This is a genomic window from Congregibacter sp. (assembly GCF_965660375.1).
Lineage (GTDB): Bacteria > Pseudomonadota > Gammaproteobacteria > Pseudomonadales > Halieaceae > Congregibacter.
Window position 1 is genome coordinate 45,563 of record NZ_CBFHZO010000087.1, and the last position, 19,600, is coordinate 65,162.

21 protein-coding genes are annotated in these 19,600 nt (G+C 57.0%); 7 read left to right on the forward strand and 14 right to left on the reverse strand.

Annotation, left to right across the window (positions count from 1 at the left end):
* Positions 1–27 precede the first annotated feature (27 nt).
* The 4 genes from ACTG3T_RS08045 to ACTG3T_RS08060 are packed head-to-tail and all read right to left on the reverse strand — an operon-like array spanning position 28 to position 3,085.
* Positions 28–690, reverse strand: a complete 663-nt coding sequence (locus ACTG3T_RS08045; RefSeq protein ID WP_439101750.1) for an SCO family protein — start codon at positions 688–690, stop codon at positions 28–30.
* Positions 687–1,610, reverse strand: a complete 924-nt coding sequence (cyoE, locus tag ACTG3T_RS08050) for a heme o synthase (RefSeq protein ID WP_439101751.1) — start codon at positions 1,608–1,610, stop codon at positions 687–689. The genes ACTG3T_RS08045 and cyoE overlap by 4 nt, the downstream gene beginning before the upstream one ends.
* The gene (locus ACTG3T_RS08055) at positions 1,603–2,286 is read right to left on the reverse strand and encodes a hypothetical protein (RefSeq protein ID WP_439101752.1); all 684 of its coding nucleotides are present in this window, start codon (positions 2,284–2,286) and stop codon (positions 1,603–1,605) included. The genes cyoE and ACTG3T_RS08055 overlap by 8 nt, the downstream gene beginning before the upstream one ends.
* A gap of 7 nt (positions 2,287–2,293) precedes the next feature.
* A complete protein-coding gene (locus tag ACTG3T_RS08060) occupies positions 2,294–3,085 on the reverse strand; it encodes an SURF1 family protein (RefSeq protein ID WP_439101753.1) in 792 nt (263 codons plus the stop codon).
* A 75-nt stretch (positions 3,086–3,160) separates the two neighbouring features.
* Here ACTG3T_RS08060 and ACTG3T_RS08065 point away from each other — a divergent pair, with 75 nt between their 5' ends.
* Positions 3,161–3,418 (forward strand): DUF2909 domain-containing protein, encoded by a 258-nt coding sequence (locus ACTG3T_RS08065; protein ID WP_439101754.1) that lies wholly within the window; start codon positions 3,161–3,163, stop codon positions 3,416–3,418.
* Positions 3,419–3,423: 5 nt separating this feature from the next.
* Here ACTG3T_RS08065 and ACTG3T_RS08070 read toward each other — a convergent pair whose 3' ends face one another.
* Genes ACTG3T_RS08070 through coxB form a run of 4 tightly spaced genes read right to left on the reverse strand, consistent with a single transcriptional unit; the run spans position 3,424 to position 7,727 of the window.
* On the reverse strand, positions 3,424–4,392 hold the full coding sequence (locus tag ACTG3T_RS08070; RefSeq protein ID WP_439101755.1) for a cytochrome c oxidase subunit 3: 969 nt from the start codon (positions 4,390–4,392) through the stop codon (positions 3,424–3,426).
* Positions 4,393–4,439: 47 nt separating this feature from the next.
* Positions 4,440–5,000 carry a cytochrome c oxidase assembly protein gene (locus tag ACTG3T_RS08075; RefSeq protein WP_439101756.1) on the reverse strand — a complete coding sequence of 187 codons (561 nt, stop codon included), beginning with the start codon at positions 4,998–5,000 and terminating at the stop codon, positions 4,440–4,442.
* Between the two features lie 43 nt (positions 5,001–5,043).
* A complete protein-coding gene (gene ctaD / locus ACTG3T_RS08080; RefSeq protein WP_439101757.1) occupies positions 5,044–6,615 on the reverse strand; it encodes a cytochrome c oxidase subunit I in 1,572 nt (523 codons plus the stop codon).
* A gap of 14 nt (positions 6,616–6,629) precedes the next feature.
* Positions 6,630–7,727 carry a cytochrome c oxidase subunit II gene (gene coxB / locus ACTG3T_RS08085; protein WP_439101779.1) on the reverse strand — a complete coding sequence of 366 codons (1,098 nt, stop codon included), beginning with the start codon at positions 7,725–7,727 and terminating at the stop codon, positions 6,630–6,632.
* Between the two features lie 577 nt (positions 7,728–8,304).
* Between coxB and ACTG3T_RS08090 the strand changes: the two genes are divergently transcribed.
* The gene (locus ACTG3T_RS08090; protein WP_439101780.1) at positions 8,305–9,591 is read left to right on the forward strand and encodes an MATE family efflux transporter; all 1,287 of its coding nucleotides are present in this window, start codon (positions 8,305–8,307) and stop codon (positions 9,589–9,591) included.
* Here ACTG3T_RS08090 and ACTG3T_RS08095 read toward each other — a convergent pair.
* Entirely contained in the window at positions 9,542–9,808 is a 267-nt protein-coding gene (locus ACTG3T_RS08095) for a YheV family putative metal-binding protein (protein WP_439101758.1), read from the reverse strand. The genes ACTG3T_RS08090 and ACTG3T_RS08095 overlap by 50 nt on opposite strands.
* A gap of 155 nt (positions 9,809–9,963) precedes the next feature.
* On the opposite strand from ACTG3T_RS08095, the gene ACTG3T_RS08100 reads away from it, so the two are divergent.
* A complete protein-coding gene (locus ACTG3T_RS08100) occupies positions 9,964–10,542 on the forward strand; it encodes a gamma carbonic anhydrase family protein (RefSeq protein WP_439101759.1) in 579 nt (192 codons plus the stop codon).
* Positions 10,543–10,585: 43 nt separating this feature from the next.
* Here the strand turns inward: ACTG3T_RS08100 and aroE are convergent, their stop codons facing one another.
* Genes aroE through ACTG3T_RS08125 form a run of 5 tightly spaced genes read right to left on the reverse strand, consistent with a single transcriptional unit; the run spans position 10,586 to position 15,239 of the window.
* Positions 10,586–11,425 carry a shikimate dehydrogenase gene (gene aroE / locus ACTG3T_RS08105; RefSeq protein ID WP_439101760.1) on the reverse strand — a complete coding sequence of 280 codons (840 nt, stop codon included), beginning with the start codon at positions 11,423–11,425 and terminating at the stop codon, positions 10,586–10,588.
* Positions 11,422–12,354, reverse strand: coding sequence for an oxygen-dependent coproporphyrinogen oxidase (gene hemF, locus ACTG3T_RS08110; RefSeq protein ID WP_439101761.1), 933 nt, complete (start codon positions 12,352–12,354; stop codon positions 11,422–11,424). Before hemF ends, aroE begins: the two co-directional genes overlap by 4 nt.
* 57 nt (positions 12,355–12,411) lie before the next feature.
* On the reverse strand, positions 12,412–12,951 hold the full coding sequence (locus tag ACTG3T_RS08115) for an L-threonylcarbamoyladenylate synthase (protein ID WP_439101762.1): 540 nt from the start codon (positions 12,949–12,951) through the stop codon (positions 12,412–12,414).
* Positions 12,952–13,009: 58 nt separating this feature from the next.
* The gene (gene dprA, locus ACTG3T_RS08120) at positions 13,010–14,128 is read right to left on the reverse strand and encodes a DNA-processing protein DprA (RefSeq protein ID WP_439101763.1); all 1,119 of its coding nucleotides are present in this window, start codon (positions 14,126–14,128) and stop codon (positions 13,010–13,012) included.
* A gap of 25 nt (positions 14,129–14,153) precedes the next feature.
* Positions 14,154–15,239 (reverse strand): LysM peptidoglycan-binding domain-containing protein, encoded by a 1,086-nt coding sequence (locus tag ACTG3T_RS08125; RefSeq protein ID WP_439101764.1) that lies wholly within the window; start codon positions 15,237–15,239, stop codon positions 14,154–14,156.
* 89 nt (positions 15,240–15,328) lie between these two features.
* Here ACTG3T_RS08125 and def point away from each other — a divergent pair, with 89 nt between their 5' ends.
* The 4 genes from def (at position 15,329) to trkA (ending at position 19,597) form a co-directional block, all read left to right on the forward strand.
* Positions 15,329–15,835: a peptide deformylase gene (def, locus tag ACTG3T_RS08130; RefSeq protein ID WP_439101765.1), complete on the forward strand. Its 507-nt coding sequence runs from the start codon at positions 15,329–15,331 to the stop codon at positions 15,833–15,835.
* A 6-nt stretch (positions 15,836–15,841) separates the two neighbouring features.
* Positions 15,842–16,813 (forward strand): methionyl-tRNA formyltransferase, encoded by a 972-nt coding sequence (fmt, locus tag ACTG3T_RS08135; protein ID WP_439101766.1) that lies wholly within the window; start codon positions 15,842–15,844, stop codon positions 16,811–16,813.
* A complete protein-coding gene (rsmB, locus tag ACTG3T_RS08140; RefSeq protein ID WP_439101767.1) occupies positions 16,810–18,114 on the forward strand; it encodes a 16S rRNA (cytosine(967)-C(5))-methyltransferase RsmB in 1,305 nt (434 codons plus the stop codon). Before fmt ends, rsmB begins: the two co-directional genes overlap by 4 nt.
* Before the next feature lie 106 nt (positions 18,115–18,220).
* On the forward strand, positions 18,221–19,597 hold the full coding sequence (gene trkA, locus ACTG3T_RS08145) for a Trk system potassium transporter TrkA (protein WP_439101768.1): 1,377 nt from the start codon (positions 18,221–18,223) through the stop codon (positions 19,595–19,597).
* Positions 19,598–19,600 lie beyond the last annotated feature (3 nt).

Genomic DNA, 19,600 nt, shown 5'->3' on the forward strand with positions numbered 1-19,600 from the left:
TCAGGCTCCTGTCAGCCTACCGCTCTGTCAACGGTCCCAGATGTAGCGCGCCGCGCGATAGGTGACTTTCATTTTTGCAAGATCCAGCGGGGCTTTAAAAAAGCCATGATAATGCCCGCGGGGGTTTATCAGGACTACGTTTGCGCTGTGGTCAACCTGATAGTCCTCACCCTGGCCGGGCACTTTTCGGAAAGGCGTGTTAAGTGCGGTAGCAAAACGGAACAGATCCAGGAACTCGCCGGTGACACCCCTGAAGTCCTCGTTGAAATAGGGCACATAACTCGCCAGCTTCTCGACGGTATCGCGACCCGGGTCCACACTGATCATGACCACCTTGGTATCTTTGGCTTCCGTACCTTCAAGCTGACCCACAAACTGGTCAAGAAACGCCATGGTGGTGGGACAGACATCCGGACAGTTGGTAAAACCAAAAAACACCAGGGTCCACTGATCCTCCAGAGCAGCGGGAGTAAAAGGCTGCCCTCGGTGGTCTGTCAGGGCAAAGTCACCGAAATCCCGCGGCGGGTCCATGAGATAAAGCCCGTTGGCCTGGAGCTCGCCGTCAGACATTAGGCGCGGCTGGCCGATGCGGTGAATAAAGCCCGCAACAACAATGAGCATAAACACGAGTACCGCCGCGATGGTCATCACAACCCCCCGACGCTGACTCTGTTCCCGGGTAGTCGTCATACGGGGTAGGCCGGCAGTGGAACAAGATAATGATCAAGCAGCATAATCAGAAACAGCAACATGAGATAGGTGATGGAATATTTAAAGGCATAGATCGGGGCCTTTGGGTTTTTTTCCCGCCAGATTTCTATGGACCAGTAAAAAAACCGCAGCCCAAGAACCACCGCACCGGCCAGATACAGCCAACTACTCAAACGCGTAACGAAAGGCATAAGCGTGATCAGAAACATCAGAATGGTATAGAGCATGATGTGCAGCTGCGTAAACCGCACACCGTGGGTAACCGGAAGCATGGGTATGTCCACCAGCGCATACTCTTCACGGCGGTGAATCGCCAGGGCCCAGAAGTGGGGTGGCGTCCAGGCAAAAATAATCAGCACCAGTAATAGTGCGTGGCCATGCACCTCACCGGTGACCGCAGTCCATCCAAGGAGTGGCGGCGCAGCGCCCGCGAGACCGCCAATCACAATATTCTGCGGTGTCGCCCGCTTCAAAAACAGCGTGTAGATAAATGCATATCCCACCAGGGACGCAAAGGTCAGCCAGGCCGTGAGGGCATTAATCCAGATGAGGAGAATAGCCATACCGGCAACGCCAAGAGCCAGAGCAAAAATAATGGCGTTGCGGTTGCTCACACGCCCCTTGGCAAGAGGCCTGTTTCGGGTGCGCGCCATGCGCTGATCAATCCTCTGGTCAACCACATGATTAACCGCAGCCGCAGCTGCCGCGCACAGAGCGATACCCAGATTGCCCAGTATGAGTACGTCCAGTGGAACCCACCCCGGCACGGCCATACACATGCCGATCACCGATGTGAGAATCAATAATGCCACCACTCCGGGCTTGGTTAGCTCCTTGTAGTCCCGCCAGGTGGCGCGGGAGTCGGAAGCATCGCTGGAAACACTCATGGACTCAGCCATTGGAATTCTTCATCAGGAATTTGAGATCGGAAATAACATCCTTGTAGCTCACGGACTGGTCGTAACGCATCATCACCCAGCCTGCAGGGTCCATGACGTACCAGCTGTCCGGGTACTCGGCGTATTCCGGGAACATTGTCGAGAACCCATCGGTTCCGGCATGCCAAAGACTCATACCGCGCTGCTCTCTGTCGACATAGGTCGCAAAATTATCGGGGAGCGGGCGCTGGTCACTCAAGGCCTCGACGTTAAGTGTCACGTCGTCCAGGGCAGCATCGGTAACCATGAGGCGTTGTGCACGGCCCATCTCTTTTCCCAGTGCCATGTGAATCTGTCGCACCTCATACAGGCGCTGCTCGCAGGCCGAGTTACAAATCCCTCCGCGCTGGGGTATCACCAACGACCACTTAGCCGAGGTACCGGTAGCGAAGGGTTCACCATCGGCGTCATACCAACCCGCTTCCGTTGCCTGGCGGGGTGGTTGCACGAGCTGACCTCGATTAGCGGTACCCAGGGCCCCCACCAGATCGAGCTGACCGTTGGCCACGAAGTACCACATCCAGCTTGCCGCAAGGATAACGATCACGGGGATACCCGCGATGAGCAGCAAGGTCATACGGCCGCTGCCCGGCTCAGGTACAGCCGATACCGCATTTTGATTGTTTGGGCGGTCCACGAACTTATTACTCCTCTTTTTCTTTCGGTGGGTCAGCCGGGCGGTCTGTCTGGCCGCTGGACCGCCCGAGACTCAGAATATTACTGCTGCGAAGTAGGAAGAACACCGCCAAAGCGGCCGCCATGGTAAACCATTGAAGTGCATAACCCTGGTGTTTTTCCGGGGATACGTTTACCACCGGCCAATCGCGGCGAAAGCCCGTGGGCTCCCGGGGCTCAAGGCGCAACTCCGTCGCAAGGAGATTTTCGCCAATCTCCTTGCGCAGCAATTCTCGCAATGCAGGTGATGAAACGGTCTGCACGAGCAAAGGCCATTCCAGCGATGGAAACTGCTCTGCCGCAAGAAGGTAGGGATCCCCCGGCGGTACGTAGGCAGAGGCGGTCAGGACAATATCACCCGCAGGCACCGCTACCTCAGGAACGCTGCGACGGGAAGAATCTCCCGGCACCCAACCACGGTTTAATAAAACATACTGGCCACTGGACCGGTCAAAAAACAGACCGAAGGCATCATGCCCATAGCGACCATCACGAATCTGATTGTCCAGCAGTACCACCGCGTCCGCCAGATAATGTCCCTCCAGGCGCACCTTGCGATAGGCCCGCTCCGCAGTAGGCATGGATCTTAGCTCTGCCACAGTCACCGCGGCCGCCTGGGCCCGATCTCTCTCGCGCAGCGCAATGTCAGATTTTTCCTGCGCCCGATCCAACTGCCAGAATCCGAGAGCAATAAGCCCGGGAAACAACAGCAGGGTCATTAGCGTTGTGCGCCATTCCAGATCGAGCTTCAACGCGGACAAGATAAACCCCCGGGTAAAACCGTTAACGGCGACGCTTCGCTATACTGTGAGTTTGGTTTTAACAAGGTGCCCGCTGTGCTGAAATTTCTGATCGTGCTTTTCATGGTGATGCTGGTGGGCAGCCTCGTCAGTGGTGCGTACTTCCTGATGATTGATCAGGGGGACAAAACAAAACGCCGCACACTCAATTCACTGGGTGTACGGCTCGGGCTGGCGATAGGTTTAATGAGCTTGATTATCTTTGGTGTTGCGACGGGGCAGCTCGGTCATCGCAATCCCTGGGACAGCGGCCCCCAAGGAGCCGCTTCATCAGTTCCGGCTACGGATCAGTAGCTCACTTACAGGATGTAGACGAAGAGGAACAGGAAGACCCAGACCACGTCTACGAAGTGCCAATACCAGCTCGACGCCTCAAAACCAAAATGATCCGCCGCAGTAAAGTGCCCGCCACGCAATGATCGGATTAGCTGAATTGCCAGCATGGTCATACCCATGAACACATGAAACCCGTGGAACCCGGTGAGCATGAAGAAGGTGGATCCGTAGATACCTGAGTTCAGAGTCAGGCCGAAGTGCGCATAAGCTTCGTAGTATTCTGCAATTTGCAGAATCACGAACAACACACCCAGCGCTACGGTGGCGCCTAACCACAGATTGAATTTCTTCTTGTCATTGTTCAGCAGGCCGGTGTGGGCGATATGCACGGTGACCGAAGAAGAGAGCAGGATGAGGGTGTTCCACAGCGGCAACCAGGCATACCAGTGATGAGCTTCAGCAAAGGACATGCTCTGCTTCGCGCTGGCAAAAGATCCATTGTTTGCGATGAGCTGATCCGCCGCGCCACCGACCGCTTCCTGCGGCGTCTGCATCATGGGCCAGCTGAACTGAAAGCCTTCCCAGAGCAGATAGTTCATGCGTCCACCTTCACCCTCTGCGGCCAGCCAGGGACCTGCGAGATTGCGAACATAAAACAGCACGCCAAAGAACGCAGCAAAGAACATCACTTCTGAAAAGATGAACCAGTACATGCCCAGCACGTAGGACTTCTTGAGCTGGCCACTGGCCATGCCCGCAATATTTTCGCGGATCGTGGTGCGAAACCACACAAACAAGGTCGCCGCGAAGACAAAAAGACCACTGTAAAGAATGGCAGGGGAAGCCTCGCCAGCCTCACCAAAGGTCAATTGATTGATGAAGTTGGCAGCACCAAAAACACTGAGCACAAGGCCGATAGTCGCCATGACAGCGAGCGAGCTTTTCTCTGGTACGTAATACTTCTCGTATTCTGTGGAGGTCTGGCTTGTCATTGAATTTTTTCTCCAGTTAAACCGCCGGTCCCCCTGACCGACAGCCGTTAGCGTGCAGCGACGGCGCCCTGCGCCATATCTGTCACATCAAACAAGGTATAGGACAATGTGATTGTCTTGATATCCCGCGGCAGCTCGCGATCGATAATAAACTGCAGCGGCATCTCTGCCGAGCTGCGTCCGTCCAGCGGCTGCTGGTTAAAGCAAAAGCATTCGGTCTTGTGAAAATATTCGGCAGCGCGCGAAGGTGAAACACTTGGGATTGCCTGGGCAACCATCGCCTGGGGCAATGGATTGCGCGCAAGAAACACCGTGTCATTGGATGCACCGGGATTAACGCGCATCATGGTGTCGGAGGGTCGAAACTCCCAGGGCATGCCATCATTGTTCGTAGCTACGAACTGAATGGTAATCTCCCGGCTCTCGTCCACACCCGCCTGCACAGCGGTATACACCTCACCCGAGGTCTTGCCGTTGATGCCAAGAGCATCACAAAGCACGTTGTACAGGGGCACCATCACCACAAACACGAAGGCAAACATCGCTACCGCGACCGCCACCAGCTTGATGACGGTATCGATAGACGGATTGTTGCTCACGCGGATCATAGTGCTCTATGGCTGCTCAAATCTCTTCCCGGGTGCCAAACGATTACGAGTGCGCGTGCTCAGGGTTGATCGTCGGCGGCACCTCAAAGGTGTGGTAGGGCGCTGGCGTAGCCACCGTCCATTCCAGTCCTTCTGCACCGTCCCAGACCTTCTCGTCGCTCACAGGCTTGCCCGCTACGATGGTCGCAACCACGTTGTAGAGGAAGAGAATCTGCGAGCCGCCGTAAATGAACGCGCCGATCGAGGACATCATGTTGAAGTCCGCAAACTGCAAGGCGTAATCCGGAATACGGCGGGGCATTCCTGCCAGTCCCACAAAGTGCTGGGGGAAGAAGGTGATGTTGAAGCCAATAAACGAAATCCAGAAGTGGGTTTTACCCATGGCTTCGTTGTACATCTTGCCGCACCACTTGGGGAGCCAGTAGTACACAGCTGCCGACATGGAGAACACCGCACCGGCAACCATCACGTAGTGAAAGTGGGCAACCACGAAGTAGCTATCGTGATACTGGAAGTCGGCGGGCGCGATGGACAGCATAAGACCGGTGAAACCACCAATGGTGAAAAGCACGAGGAAGCCCAGGCAGAACAGCATGGGTGTCTCAAAGGACAGGGCGCCGCGCCACATGGTGCTGACCCAGTTGAACACCTTCACCCCGGTGGGCACCGCAATCAGCATCGTTGCATACATGAAGAACAGCTCACCGGCTACCGGCATACCCACGGTATACATGTGGTGGGCCCAGACGATGAACGACAGGAATGCAATGGCTGCGGTGGCATAGACCATGGAGTCGTAACCGAACAGCGGCTTGCGGCTGAAGGCGGGGATGATCTGAGACACCACACCAAAGGCCGGCAGAATGATGATGTACACCTCAGGGTGACCAAAGAACCAGAAGATGTGCTGGAACAGGACGGGGTCACCACCACCGGCCGCTGAGAAGAAGCTGGTACCAAAGTGGATATCCATGAGCATCATGGTCACCGCTCCGGCGAGTACCGGCATAACCGCTACCAGCAGGAAAGCAGTAATCAACCAGGTCCATACGAACAGCGGCATCTTCATGTAGCTCATGCCCGGTGCGCGCATGTTCATTACGGTCGCGATGATGTTGATCGAGCCCATGATGGAGGACAGACCAAGGATGTGAATCGCAAAGATAAAGAAGGTGACCGAAGGAGCAGCGTAGGTCGTTGAGAGGGGTGCGTAAAAAGTCCAGCCGAAGGCAGGGGCTCCGCCTTCCATGAACAGCGTAGAGGCGAGCATCAGGAACGCTGGAGGAAGAATCCAGAAGCTCCAGTTGTTCATACGCGGCAACGCCATATCCGGCGCGCCGATCATCATGGGAATCAACCAGTTGGCCAGACCCACAAAGGAAGGCATGATCGCCCCGAACACCATAACGAGTCCGTGAAGTGTGGTCATCTGATTAAAAAACGCGGGCTCCACAAGCTGCATACCGGGCTGGAAAAGCTCGGCGCGAATAATCATCGCGAAAGCGCCACCCAGAATGAACATTGCGAAGGAAAACCACAGGTACATCGTGCCGATGTCCTTGTGGTTGGTAGTAAACAGCCAGCGGCTGATGCCTTTAGCGGGTCCGTGTGCCATCGTTAATACTCCCCTCAACCCTTCTTGTAATTAAATACATCGATGGGCTGAACCATGTCGCCCATGTTGTTGCCGAATGCGTTGCGCTGGTAGGTAATCACTGCCGCCATCTCGACATCATTGATCTGCCCACCAAAAGCCTGCATAGCCGATCCGGCCACACCGTTGATACCAATATTCAGGTGCTGGCCAAGCTCGCCGGTCGCTACCGCAGACCCGGCAATGGCATTACCGACGCCACCTTCACCATTGGCACCGTGGCAAGCGAGACAGGCGCGGTCATAGACTTCCTTACCTCGGGCCATCAACTCGTCCATGGTGAAAGTCTGGGCCATGAGCTCACGGACCTGTGCCGCTTCTTCCTGCTTGCCGCCCAGCCAGTCGGCGTACTCTTCCTGACTGACCACTTTGACAACAATGGGCATAAAACCGTGGTCCTTGCCGCAGAGCTCGGCACACTGGCCTCGATAAATGCCTTCTTCCTCAGCCATCGTCCAGGTTTCGTTGATAAATCCGGGTACCGCGTCTTTTTTCACGGCCAGTTCGGGAACCCACCAGGCATGGATAACGTCGTTGGCAGTGACCAGGAAGCGCACTTTGGTATTCACGGGGATGACGACGGGCTCATCCACTTCCAACAGGTAGTTCTCGTTTTTCTCCGCTGAGTTGTAAATCTCCGACTGGGGTGTCTGCAGATTACTAAAGAAGGTGACGTTTTCGCCATCTTCATTCAGGTACTCGTATTTCCACTTCCACTGATATCCGGTAACAAGGATATCCATCTCCGCGTCTTCGAAATCGTAGATGTCGAGGAGTGTGGATGTTGCAGGCACTGCCATGCCTATAAGGATGAGGAAGGGAACCACTGTCCAGGCGATCTCAACCTTGGTGCTCTCATGAAACTGCGCGGGTACCACACCCCGGGATTTCCGATGGTAAATAATGGAGTAGAACATCACGGCAAAAACGGCAACGCCGATGATGACGCAAATCCATAGGATGATCATGTGAAGGTCAAAGATTGACTGACCTACCGCAGTGACTCCCGGACTCATGTTTACTGAGCTGGTGTCATTACCTGCGCCCTGTGCAGCGCCTGCAAACAGTGCCATTGCCGTGAAAATCGCAGCGGTTAGCTTGTGAAGAGCAGCTGTACCCTGGTTTTTGACTAACGGTGCCAGTGCTCGGTTGATTGTTCCCTGCATTACCGGGTCTCCATCGAACTATCTTTTATCGTCGCGCCCCGACAGCAGTTTGCCACTGCTCCTGGGACTCCAAAACTTGTTTCCAGCGAATCCGGGTTCACTTCGCTGGCACACCTTCAAAACCCAGAAGCCCATCCAAAGTTTGTAAAGGAGGCGCGCCTAGGCACAGGTCCCACGCGAAATATCGCGCAGAGACAACTTCGGTGTGTTTTTTTTCGCCAGCTGTAAACCGTGTTTCCCCCGGGCTTACATCACTGACGGCGACAGGCTTTTTAATGTTGTAATAGTTGCGACACGAACGCCGCTTCCCCCTGAGGCGAGGCGATTATAGCGAAAGCCAATCCATAAACCTACTAACGCGCTGATTTACAAGCAATTTAATCAAAGGCCGAGGGACACAGTTCTGCAACGGGAAAAACCCCAAGATGTAGCGATTGATACTGGCCTGGATGCCAAGATATGGGCCATAGCCTGGCCTGCGATCATTGCAAACGTTTCCATTCCCTTGCTGGGCCTTGTCGATGCGAGTCTCCTTGGACACCTGGACAGCCCTCTACACCTGGCCGCGGTTGCGGTCGGAAGCGCCGTTTTATCCTTTCTTTACTGGGGGTTCAGTTTCCTGCGTATGGGAACCACCGGTGAGGTAGCGCGGGCAAACGGTGCAAAAGACCCCCAGCGGGCGCTATTGGTATTGGCTCGCTCGAGCCTCATCGCCCTGGCTATCGCAGGCTTACTACTGCTATTGCAGGTCCCCCTGTTAGAGCTGGGCTTCACCATCATGGGTACCGGAAGGGAGATTCGGGAAACCGCCCATCACTACGCTTCCCTGCGGCTTCTCAGCGCTCCAGCGGTTTTGCTGACTTACACGGCATTCGGCTGGTTTATCGGCCATCAGGATACCCGGTGGCCCATGCGAATCCTGATCATCACCAACCTGAGCAACATCGCTCTCGATGCGTTTTTCATTCTGGGGCTGGGACTGGCCAGTACCGGTGCGGCAATCGCGACAGTGATCGCAGAATACCTGGGGCTTCTGATTGTGGTGGTGGGGCTGAGAAAGCAGCTGGCGTTGCTGTTGACCCGCGCTCTGTGGACCCAACTCCGTGTTCCCGGCCCCTACCGGCGGCTGTTGCGCAGTAATCTCAATCTTTTCTTTCGGACCCTGAGCCTGCTTTTTGCCTTTGCCTTCTTCACTGCGGCGGGGGAGAACCTGGGCCCACAGGTGGTTGCTGCCAATGCCGTGATGATGCAGTTTCTCCTTTTTGCTGCTTTTGCCATGGACGGCTTTGCCTACGCCGCGGAGGGGTTGGCAGGGGAGGCCTTAGGTGGTGGCGATCTGGCGAGATTCTTCCGGGTAAGCAGGCGCTGCGCCTGGTGGACGATGGTCTCAGCGCTGCTTATCAGCGCCCTAATCCTGATTGGGAAGCCCTGGTTATTTCCCATGCTCACAAGCCTGCCCAAGGTGCTGGCCATTATGAATGCCCACGGACTCTGGCTGGTGGCCCTTCCCCTGTTGGCAGCACCCAGTTACCTGCTCGATGGCTTGTTTATTGGTGCCGGCGCGACGCGAGCTATGATGTTAGGCATGCTCTTCAGCGCATTTCTGATCTATTTACCCTGCTGGTACGCAACAGCAGGTCTTGAAAATCACGGCCTTTGGTTATCCTTTGCGGCATTCAATGCCAGCCGTGGCGCCACGCTGGCACTGAGCTTCTGGTACTTTACCCATCATCATCGCTGGCTGGAGGGGCGGCCGGGTCCAGCAGTCTGACGACCTCTGCGGCTGTCTCTACCCGTCTTGCCGATGGCCGATTGACGCGGGTTTTAACTTCTTCCGGCGCGGCTTCCGCGGGACGCCCCTCGCGAAAACCGCAGGCGACGCATTCCCTTTCATCACTCTCAAGATCAACGACAATCTTGTCCATTTCAGCACAGCGGGGGCAGACAGCGCCCGCTATAAAGCGTCTTTGCGTTTGAAAACCACTCATCTATTTTCCCTAGCGTTAAAAAGCAGACCCGCTTACAAAGCGGTGGGCCTGTCGCCCCGTTTGACGCGACAATTTTGACACCCCAATAATGGGCATCTTTTATCACCCTCTCGCACCACCGCTTTTGACCAACAAAAAAGGAGGCACCGGCGACGATGCTCAAGCATTACACCAAGACAAGTCTGCGCAGCTTTGGAGGTCATACGCCGAAGCTGGGCAATCGGGTTCTTATTGATCCCAGCGCCGTGGTGTCAGGGGATGTTCTCCTCGGAGATGATGTGTCAGTTTGGCCCGGAACCATCATTCGCGGCGATATGCACTCCATACGTGTCGGCGCACGAACCAGTGTCCAGGACGGCAGCGTGCTGCATATTACCCACGCCAGCGATTTCAACCCCGCGGGTTGGCCCCTCACCATTGGCGAGGAAGTGACTATCGGACATAACGCGACGCTTCATGGCTGCACTCTCGGCAACCGAATCCTAGTAGGCATGGGCGCGGTGGTAATGGATGGCGCGGTCGTTGAAGACAACGTGGTCATCGCTGCCGGCGCCCTCGTCACGCCCAAAAAGCGCCTCGAGAGTGGTTACCTCTACGCCGGATCACCGGCCAAACAGGTGCGCAAACTCACTGACAGTGAAGTGGCATTCTTCAGCTACAGCGCAGGTAACTACGTGCGCCTGAAAGATCAGCACATCGATGAACTCGATCTGTTATTTGGCGATAGCGACTAGTTAAAGCCGCTGTTGATTCTCGCCACTGTTGAGCCAGATTACTTCAGGCCGCGGCGGCCAACACGCCCCGGAGCTGTTGAATCACCGGCTGGGTTTCCGGACGGCAGCGGTGCCACACATAAAAAGCCTCGGCTGCCTGCTCTACCAGCATGCCCAGTCCATCACTCACCGCCCAGGCGGCATTTTGCGCAGCCCAGCGCATAAATGCGGTGGGCTCAGCACCGTATAGCAAGTCGTAGCAGCAGGAACGCTCCCCGAGGATACCCGACGGCAGCGCCGGGAACTCGCCGCTGAGCCCGGCGCTGTTCGCGTTGATAACCAGATCATACTGCTGCGCAGCCAAATCATCGTAGCCACCGGCAGAGATGTTCCCCAAAACGCCAAACTCCGACGCCAGGGTTTCTGCACGCTCCACCGTACGATTAACAATATGCACTGAGGCGGGTAGTTCACGCATAAGGGGCTCAAGGACCCCGCGAACCGCGCCTCCGGCGCCAACAATAAGAACCCGCTGACCCTGCATGCGCCAGCCTAAATTGGCCACCATATCCCGCACCAGACCTACGCCGTCCGTGGTATCACCGTGCAACACGCCCTCATCATCCCGCCACAAGGTATTCACTGCGGTTGCCCGCGCTGCGCGGGCTGTGAGCTCCGTCGCCATGGCGGCTGCCTGCTCTTTAAAAGGCACCGTGATATTGAGACCACTGCCTCCGGCATCAAAGAACGCAGAAACGGCTCGCTGGAAATCATTCAGTTCAACACGCAAGGCGCGATACTCCAGCTTCACATCGCACTGGCGGGCAAACGCCGCGTGAATCATCGGCGAACGACTGTGTTTGATAGGATTGCCAAACACCGCAAATCGCATATTGTCACTCATGAGCCGGCACCGATTTTGCCGCTGCTGAGCCAGTCCCGTCCCGTGAGAAAATAGTCCGTGAGCCGGGCCTCCTCGGTGCCGGGCTCAGGCTTGAAGGCATACTCCCAGCGCACCAAGGGTGGCAGCGACATCAGTATCGCTTCGGTGCGCCCATTGGATTGCAGGCCAAACAGCGTGCCGCGATCAAAAACAAGATTGAACTCCACGTAGCGGCCCCGGCGGTACAGTTGGAACTGTCGCTCGCGGTCCTCATAAGGTGTGTCTTTACGACGCTCGAGGATGGGACGGTAAGCGGCCAGATAGGAATCTCCTACGGCACGCATGAATGCAAAACAGGTGTCAAAGTCCCAACTGTTCAGGTCGTCGTAAAACAGACCACCGACACCCCGGGGCTCATCCCGGTGTTTGAGATAAAAGTATTCGTCGCACCACTTTTTATACTTCGGGTATACGTCGTCACCAAAGGGGGCGCAAGCGTCTGCGGCGGTTTTATGCCAATGCACGCAGTCTTCTTCGAAGCCGTAATAGGGCGTGAGGTCATAGCCACCACCAAACCACCATACGGGTTCTTCACCCGGCTTTTCTGCAATGAACAACCGCACATTCGCATGGGAGGTGGGTGCATAGGGATTACGCGGATGAATCACCAGGGAGACACCCATGGCCTGGTAACTGCGGCCGGCAAGTTCCGGACGCGCAGCCGTGGCAGAACCAGGGAGCTGAGCGCCCATGACGTGGGAAAAATTAACACCGGCCTTTTCCAATACTGCGCCGTCGCTCAGGACGCGGCTTCGCCCACCACCACCTTCGGGACGATCCCACTCCTCTATGGTGAACTCAGCGCCACCATCCACCTGCGCAAGACTTTCGCAAATGCTGTCCTGGAGGCCCAGGAGGTATTCTTTTATCGGTTCGATCATCTCGCTCATAGCGCAGATCCTTTTATTGTGGGGTGTCCGCCGCTCTCTGGGAATTTTGAAGTACGCCTAGGCACGAAAAACCTCGTCGGTAAAAACATCGCGAATCACCGAAGGGCGATGGGCGCTGCCCACCTGCCCTGGCAGAACAGCATCAAGGCGCCCACCAAAATAATTCCGCACCGCCAGCAAGGTCTTGGGTGCCGGACTGCCCGCCACGTTTGCAGAGCTGGATACTAACGGGCTTCCGTGCGTGCGGCACAGGGCCCGCACTTCGGGGTGCCCGCTCACCCGCACCGCCACACTCTCAAAGCGGCCGTGCACCAGGGGCGAGACCCGCCCACGATGGGGAACCAGCCAGGTGTTTGGCCCCGGCCAGGACACACGCACTTTCTGGCGCAGAGACTCGGGCAAACCTTCGAGTAAAAAATTCAGCTGCGCTTCGTCAGCCGCCACCAAAATCAGTCCTTTGTGCGCCGGTCGCTGTTTTAAATCCAGCAGGCGCTGCACCGCCTGATCGCTAAAAGGGTCGCAGCTCAGACCCCAAACTGCCTCTGTCGGGCAGGCAATCACGCCCCCCGCCGCCAGAGCGTTGGCACACAATCGCATACGAAAAGACGGAGCTTGAGACATGTATCTTGACGAGGCTCGGGGACGGGCGCCGATTCTAGCAACTGATCTGGCGCTGACAAGGCTTGCAGTCATTGCGACAATAGCGTCCATCGATATTGCGAAGCCAACCCTGCACCTCCAGATCGCTCAGAAGAGCAAGAAGTTCAGGGGCGGGCATATCCATAGCGGCCTGCAAACGGTGCATGGACAAACCATCGTCACCCAGCATCTGAAGAATTTTAGAGGCAACCCCTCCGGGGGAAGGCATGCCCTGTACGGCCTCTTGGGCTACCCCGGGAAACAAACTGGCAAGTTCGTCCATGGAGGTTATGGGTGTTGCGCCATCCCTGAGCAAACGCCGGCAACCGGCGCCCTGGTCATGAAAAATCGACCACGGCAGTGTATAGACCTCCCGCCCCTGTTCCAGAGCCGCCGCCGCGGTGTGCAGGGAGCCACTGGGCAGTGCTGCCTCAACGATGATGGTCCCCTGCGCCAATCCGCTGATGATGCGATTTCGTCGGGGAAACTGATGCTTCGATGGAGGCATTCCGGCGGGGAGCTCTGTAACCACGCAGCCCGACGTCGCTATGTCTTCTGCCAATCTGCGATGGCGCAGCGGCGAAGCCTGATCCAGACCCGACGCGAGCACTGCGGCGGTATAGCCGCTCTCCAGCGCCCCCCGGTGAGCAGCGGCATCAATACCCAATGCAAGACCGGAACACACGGTGTAACCCGCAGCCGCGAGACGCTCGGCAATTCCATGGGCCGCACGTAAGCCGCCATGACTGGCCCGGCGACTCCCTACGATAGCTACCGCAGGCTGTGCCAAACAGGCGGGGTCACCGTGACAGAAAAGCCATGGCGGCGGATCAGGAATAGCTTTGAGAGCCCGGGGATACCGATGATCACCCAAGGGAATGAATGCATGCGATTCCGCGCGGTGACTGAAAGAAGAAGACGCACGGGGATTAGGTCGGGGCCAGTTTTTCCGGGCCCGTAGCAGCATATTCTGAGTGGCATTCGGGAGCGTGACTAACTGGTCTTTAACGGCCTCACTCTGCCAGTCGGCGGAAAAAAGTAAATCAGGCGAACGGTACTCAAGAAGCAGGCCGCCCAGACCCTGAGTTTGGGCCCCCGACCAACCGAGGAGTGTCTGAAATTGTTTTCGGGTCATGTCATCCATGACCCGGAAGCTTACGTCAGGGGTTTTTAACTTTGTCCATCACTTTCAGCGGGCGGTTGGATTTGAGGACCAGCGCGTAACTGGCCTTGTCCGCTACCTCGAAAACCATGGCAAGGCCTGCACGCACGTCGGGGAGGCTCACGTTGTTTTGTGCGACTTCATCAAAGACGACTTCACCGGTCTGGTAAATCGCCAACACATGACCTATTTCGAGTCCTTCCCGTGCTCCTTTGTTCAGGACCACGATGTCCCAGGTGCCGATTTGGGTGACTCCCCCATCCACAGCAATCATGAAAGCGTCTTCGATATCCGAATCCGGTGCACGGGGTTGGAAAGTGGCGTCCAGAATTCGCTCATCAAGGGGTAGGAGGCGATCGCTAATCCGGACTTCCTCGGTCACCCGCGTCACTTCCAGTTCTACAACGGGGTCAGAAAGGCTGCTCTTGGCCTGTGCATTGCCAATGTCCTGTGCCTGATACCCCAATACCTCGAGGGTAAGGGGATCGCGATACACATCGCCGGCACGATAGATGCCATAGGCGCGCTCGTCTTCGGGGAAGTAACCGCGGCCATAGATGGTGTCGCCGTTGGCAGTAATCAAATGCTCCTGTCCACCCGCAACCACATACGATGAGTTTTCCAGCTCTTCGGGGCCAATGATGCGGTGACGCATAAGAAAAGCATCAATGTCATCCAGGGGGATGACCGGTATTGCCAGATCCAGGGGAGTCACGCGCATATTTGGCGTCAGCTTCACATCTCGACCACGGGACAGGGAGAGGCGAGGACGACCATCGACATAGCTCAGATAAAGGGTGTCACCGGGAAAAATCAGGTGCGGGTTATCAATCTGCGGGTTCACATCCCAGACTTCCGGCCAGAGCCAGGGTTGTTCCAGAAACATATCGGCAATGCTCCACAGGGTATCGCCTTTTTTAACGAGGTAACTCTGGGGCGCGTCGGCACGCACAGACGCGTCCTGTGCGGGGCTTAGTCCCGGCAGAAGCAATGCAAATACAAGAAGCGCACTTTGCCACCAACCACGAAGGGCGGGGCTGCTCTTAAAAAGCGCTGAGGGGGTGTCAATCAGCCGTTCTGTCATCGGTCGCTCTCCCGGGCACGGAGCTTGCGCAGTGTTCCCGCACAAATGTCCACGTTATACTATCGCAGTCTACGGTAGAAGTTTGATTCATGGCAGTCCTCGACATTTTAGAATTTCCGGATCCGCGTCTTCGCACGGTGGCAAAACCCGTGGAAGCGGTTGATGACGACCTCCGGGCACTTATCGATAACATGACTGAGACCATGTACGAAGCCTCGGGCATTGGCCTGGCGGCGACGCAGGTGAATGTGCACAAACGCCTGCTGGTTCTCGATATCTCCCAGAACCGCGACCAGCCCATGGTATTCATCAACCCCGAAGTCACTGTTCTCGACGACACCCTTGGGAGCTACGACGAAGGCTGTCTGTCGGTGCCCGGCTTTTATGAAGAGGTCAACCGGCCGCAGAAAATCCGCGTCGAGGCCCTGGGCCGCGATGGCGAATCTTTTAGTCAGGAGCTCGACGGCCTTGCAGCCATTTGCCTCCAGCACGAAATTGATCATCTGGACGGCAAACTGTTTGTCGACTACATCTCTCCGCTAAAGCGCAACCGCATCCGCAGCAAGCTCGAAAAAGCTCACCGGCTGCGAGCCTGAGCCCCGGTGTCCACCTTGCGCCTGGCGTTCGCTGGCACCCCTGACTTTGCGGCGCGGCATCTCGACGCGCTGATTCAATCGTCTCATGAGCTGGTCGCGGTATTGACGCAGCCGGACCGCCCCGCCGGGCGGGGTAAGAAAGACCGACCGAGTCCTGTCAAAGTGCTGGCCGAAGCCCATGGCGTACCGCTGCTGCAGCCTGCGAGTCTTCGTAACCCGGAAGCCGTGGCCGAGATAAGAGCGCTGAGACTCGACGCACTTGTTGTGGTGGCCTACGGCCTGATCCTCCCCCAGGACGTCCTTGATCTGCCGCGCTATGGTTGTCTGAATGTGCACGGCTCGCTGCTCCCCCGATGGCGCGGCGCGGCGCCGATTCAACGCGCCATCGAGGCGGGAGACGCCGAAAGTGGCGTCACAATCATGCTGATGGACGCAGGACTGGATACGGGTCCCATGCTGACCAAAGGCCGTTGCCCCATCACCAACACAACCAGCAGCGCAGATCTTTACGAGGAGCTGGCGACTATCGGTCCTCCCCTATTGCTCAAGGTATTGGACGACCTGCCAGCGCAGCTGTCTGCGGCCACAAGGCAGAATGATGATGATGCCTGCTACGCAGCAAAAATCAGTAAAGATGAAGCGCTCATCGACTGGACGCAACCCGCCGCTGCAGTCGCGCGACGGATTCGCGCGTTTAATCCCGCACCGGGTTGCCACACCTTTCTCAATGGCCAGCGTGTGAAGGTCTGGGCAGCACACGCCACCACAAAACCCGCAACGCCCCTGTCTACCGCGACTCCCGGTACCATCGTGAACGCCACAGAACATGGCATTGCCGTGCGCTGTGACGATGGCAACGTCATTCTCGAAAGCCTGCAAATGGCGGGATCAAAAGCCATGAAAGTCCGGGATTTACTCCGGGGACACGGTGCGCTTTTCGCGGCGGGCAATCACTTCAGTGCCGACGTCCAGGCATGAAACCGGGCGCGGCGGTACGTGCCTGCGCTGCGCGAATCATTGCTGAAGTTATGCGGGGAGAATCCCTTGATCGCGCCTTTGATTCCCGGCTAGACAAGCTCCCCGAGCGCGATCAGGCGCTGTGCCGTGAGATTAGCTACGGAACCCTGCGTCAGCTCCCTCGCCTGGATGGTTTGCTCAGACAGCTGCTGCAAAAACCGCTGCGCTCAAAGGATCGTGATGTTCAGGCCCTGGCCCTGGCGGGTCTGTACCAGCTCACAGAAATGCGAATACCTGCGCACGCTGCCGTGAGTGCTACCGTAGATGCCGCCATGGTTCTGAAGAAGCGTCAGCTATCGGGCTTACTCAATGCCGTGCTGCGCCGGTTCCAGCGCGAGGAATCAGCGCTCATAGAGAAACTAACCGCGGCTCAAAACGCCGCACACCCCGACTGGCTCTGGGGCGCTCTGGGCGAGCACTGGCCGGAGTATCGTGAGCAGATTGCTCTTGCCAACAACAGTCACCCACCCATGACGCTGCGCGTGAATTTGTCCCGGGTGAGCCGTGATGACTACCGCGACATGCTCGACAAAGGGGGTATAGGGGCCCAGCCGGGGCAGCTCAGCGCTGCGGCACTGACGCTCGATCAGCCGGCAGATGTCACATCCCTGCCGGGTTTTGCAGAGGGCCTGTGCAGCGTGCAGGACGAGGCCGCACAGATGGCAGCGCAGTTGCTGGCGCCGCAACCGGGAGAGCGCATTCTTGATGCCTGCGCCGCCCCCGGCGGAAAAAGCGGCCATATTCTCGAGCTGCAGCCAAATGATGCGCGGCTGACCGCTATGGACATCAGCGCAGGACGCCTGGAACGCGTGCAGGAAAACCTCGATCGGCTGAATTTTGAGGCAACGCTTGTGGCCGGAGACGGCGCCCACCCCTCAGCCACACTGTGTGCCCAGGCACCCTTCGACGCAATGCTTCTGGATGTTCCCTGCTCTGCCACCGGTGTTATCCGTCGGCATCCCGACGTAAAAATTCTCCGTCGTCCCGAAGACTCCTCAGGATTTGCGCTCCAGCAAAATGCCATCCTCGATGGACTTTGGCCGCTGCTTGCGCCAGGAGGGCGCCTTCTTTACGTGACCTGCTCAGTCCTGCCCGAAGAGAATAGCGAGGTCCTATCCGCATTCCTCGCCCGACAAGGGGATGCCCGGGAAGAGCCTCTGGCGATGGAAGCTTCCCAACCCTGTGCCCATGGACGGCAGCTTTTGCCTCAGGCAGAGGGCAGCGACGGGCTCTACTTTGCGATGCTCTACAAGGCAGACTGATGTCAGGAAGCGGGAATAGTGAGCGCAAGATTTCCACTATGAGGCCTGTATTGCGACCTTTGATTGCAGTACTGTGCAGCCACTGCAGTGGCAGGGTCTTTGCGGCATGAAAATCATCATTCTCGGTGCCGGACAGGTGGGCGGAACGCTCGCAGAACATCTGGCCAACGAAAAAAACGACATTACCATTGTCGATACCGACAGTGATCGCCTACGGGCCTTAAAAGATAGTCTGGATATCGGCACCGTTACGGGCAGCGCTTCCCACCCCGACACCCTGATGGAAGCGGGTGCGAAAGACGCAGAAATGCTCATTGCCGTCACCAACAGTGACGAAATCAATATGATGGCCTGCCAGGTAGCGCATACCTTTTTCCGCACGCCGCAAAAAATCTCCCGGGTGCGCTCCCAGGCCTATCTCGATCATCAGGAACGGCTGTTTGCGCCGGAAAACATTCCGGTGGACGTCATCATTGGCCCGGAGCAGCTAATCACATCATCCATCAAGCGGCTCATCGTCAATCCCGGCGCCCTGCAGGTGCTGGATTTTGCCGAGGGGCGGGTGCAGCTGGTAGCGGTGCGGGCGGTGCACGGCGGGCCCATCGTCGGCAAGGAGCTCAGTACCATTCGTGAGCACATGCCAAAGGTCGACACGCGCGTCGCGGCAATCTTCAGACAGAATCGCGCGATTATTCCCAAGGGCGATACGGTGGTGGAGGCTGACGATGAAGTGTTTTTTATTGCAGCGAGCCAGCACATACGCCAGGTGACGTCAGAGCTCCGTCGCGTCGACAAGCCCTACAAGCGCATCATGATTGCCGGAGGAGGGAACATTGGCGCTCGCCTTGCACAGTCTCTGGAAACAGACTTTTCTGTCAGAGTTATCGAATTCAGCCGCGACCGCTGCCGTATGTTGTCGGAACAGCTCAAGCACACCCTGGTCATTGCCGGCAGTGCGGCAGAACCGGCTCTTCTTGCCGAAGAAAACATTGAGCGTACGGATGTTTTCTGCGCACTGACCAACAACGACGAGTCCAACATCATGATGTCGATGCTGGCAAAACGCATGGGTGCCAAAAAAGTGATCACGCTGATCACGAACCCTGCCTATGCAGAGCTTGTGGGCGACGAGATTGATATCGCGATATCCCCGCAGGAGATCACCATTGGCAGCCTCCTCACCTATGTCCGTAAGGGCGACATCAGCGCCGTGCACGCCCTGCGCCGCGGTGCGGCAGAGGCCATTGAGCTGGTAGCACGGGGAGACGCTTACTCTTCCAAGGTGGTGGGTCGCCGCATTGAGGAAATCCCCCTGCCCGATAGCGTGACTATCGGTGCCATTGTCCGCGGTGAACAGGTACTTATTGCCCACCATGACCTTTTGGTCGAGACCGATGACCACGTCATTCTTTTCCTCGTGGACAAGAACAAAATCAATGCGGTGGAGAAACTTTTCGCCGTGGGCTTTGGCTTCTTTTCCTAGGCT

What these genes read in the sequence shown, in the direction of transcription:
- coxB (WP_439101779.1), bottom strand. Translation starts at nt 7,727, where the DNA reads ATGGCACTGTTTGCAGGCGCTGCACAGGGCGCAGGTAATGACACCAGC.
- aroE (WP_439101760.1), bottom strand. Translation starts at nt 11,425, where the DNA reads ATGAGTGACAATATGCGATTTGCGGTGTTTGGCAATCCTATCAAACAC.
- rsmB (WP_439101767.1), top strand. Translation starts at nt 16,810, where the DNA reads ATGAAACCGGGCGCGGCGGTACGTGCCTGCGCTGCGCGAATCATTGCT.
- def (WP_439101765.1), top strand. Translation starts at nt 15,329, where the DNA reads ATGGCAGTCCTCGACATTTTAGAATTTCCGGATCCGCGTCTTCGCACG.
- hemF (WP_439101761.1), bottom strand. Translation starts at nt 12,354, where the DNA reads ATGAGCGAGATGATCGAACCGATAAAAGAATACCTCCTGGGCCTCCAG.
- trkA (WP_439101768.1), top strand. Translation starts at nt 18,221, where the DNA reads ATGAAAATCATCATTCTCGGTGCCGGACAGGTGGGCGGAACGCTCGCA.
- ACTG3T_RS08095 (WP_439101758.1), bottom strand. Translation starts at nt 9,808, where the DNA reads ATGAGTGGTTTTCAAACGCAAAGACGCTTTATAGCGGGCGCTGTCTGC.
- ACTG3T_RS08100 (WP_439101759.1), top strand. Translation starts at nt 9,964, where the DNA reads ATGCTCAAGCATTACACCAAGACAAGTCTGCGCAGCTTTGGAGGTCAT.
- ACTG3T_RS08070 (WP_439101755.1), bottom strand. Translation starts at nt 4,392, where the DNA reads ATGACAAGCCAGACCTCCACAGAATACGAGAAGTATTACGTACCAGAG.
- dprA (WP_439101763.1), bottom strand. Translation starts at nt 14,128, where the DNA reads ATGACCCGAAAACAATTTCAGACACTCCTCGGTTGGTCGGGGGCCCAA.
- ACTG3T_RS08125 (WP_439101764.1), bottom strand. Translation starts at nt 15,239, where the DNA reads ATGACAGAACGGCTGATTGACACCCCCTCAGCGCTTTTTAAGAGCAGC.
- ACTG3T_RS08045 (WP_439101750.1), bottom strand. Translation starts at nt 690, where the DNA reads ATGACGACTACCCGGGAACAGAGTCAGCGTCGGGGGGTTGTGATGACC.
- cyoE (WP_439101751.1), bottom strand. Translation starts at nt 1,610, where the DNA reads ATGGCTGAGTCCATGAGTGTTTCCAGCGATGCTTCCGACTCCCGCGCC.
- ACTG3T_RS08075 (WP_439101756.1), bottom strand. Translation starts at nt 5,000, where the DNA reads ATGATCCGCGTGAGCAACAATCCGTCTATCGATACCGTCATCAAGCTG.
- ACTG3T_RS08115 (WP_439101762.1), bottom strand. Translation starts at nt 12,951, where the DNA reads ATGCGATTGTGTGCCAACGCTCTGGCGGCGGGGGGCGTGATTGCCTGC.
- ctaD (WP_439101757.1), bottom strand. Translation starts at nt 6,615, where the DNA reads ATGGCACACGGACCCGCTAAAGGCATCAGCCGCTGGCTGTTTACTACC.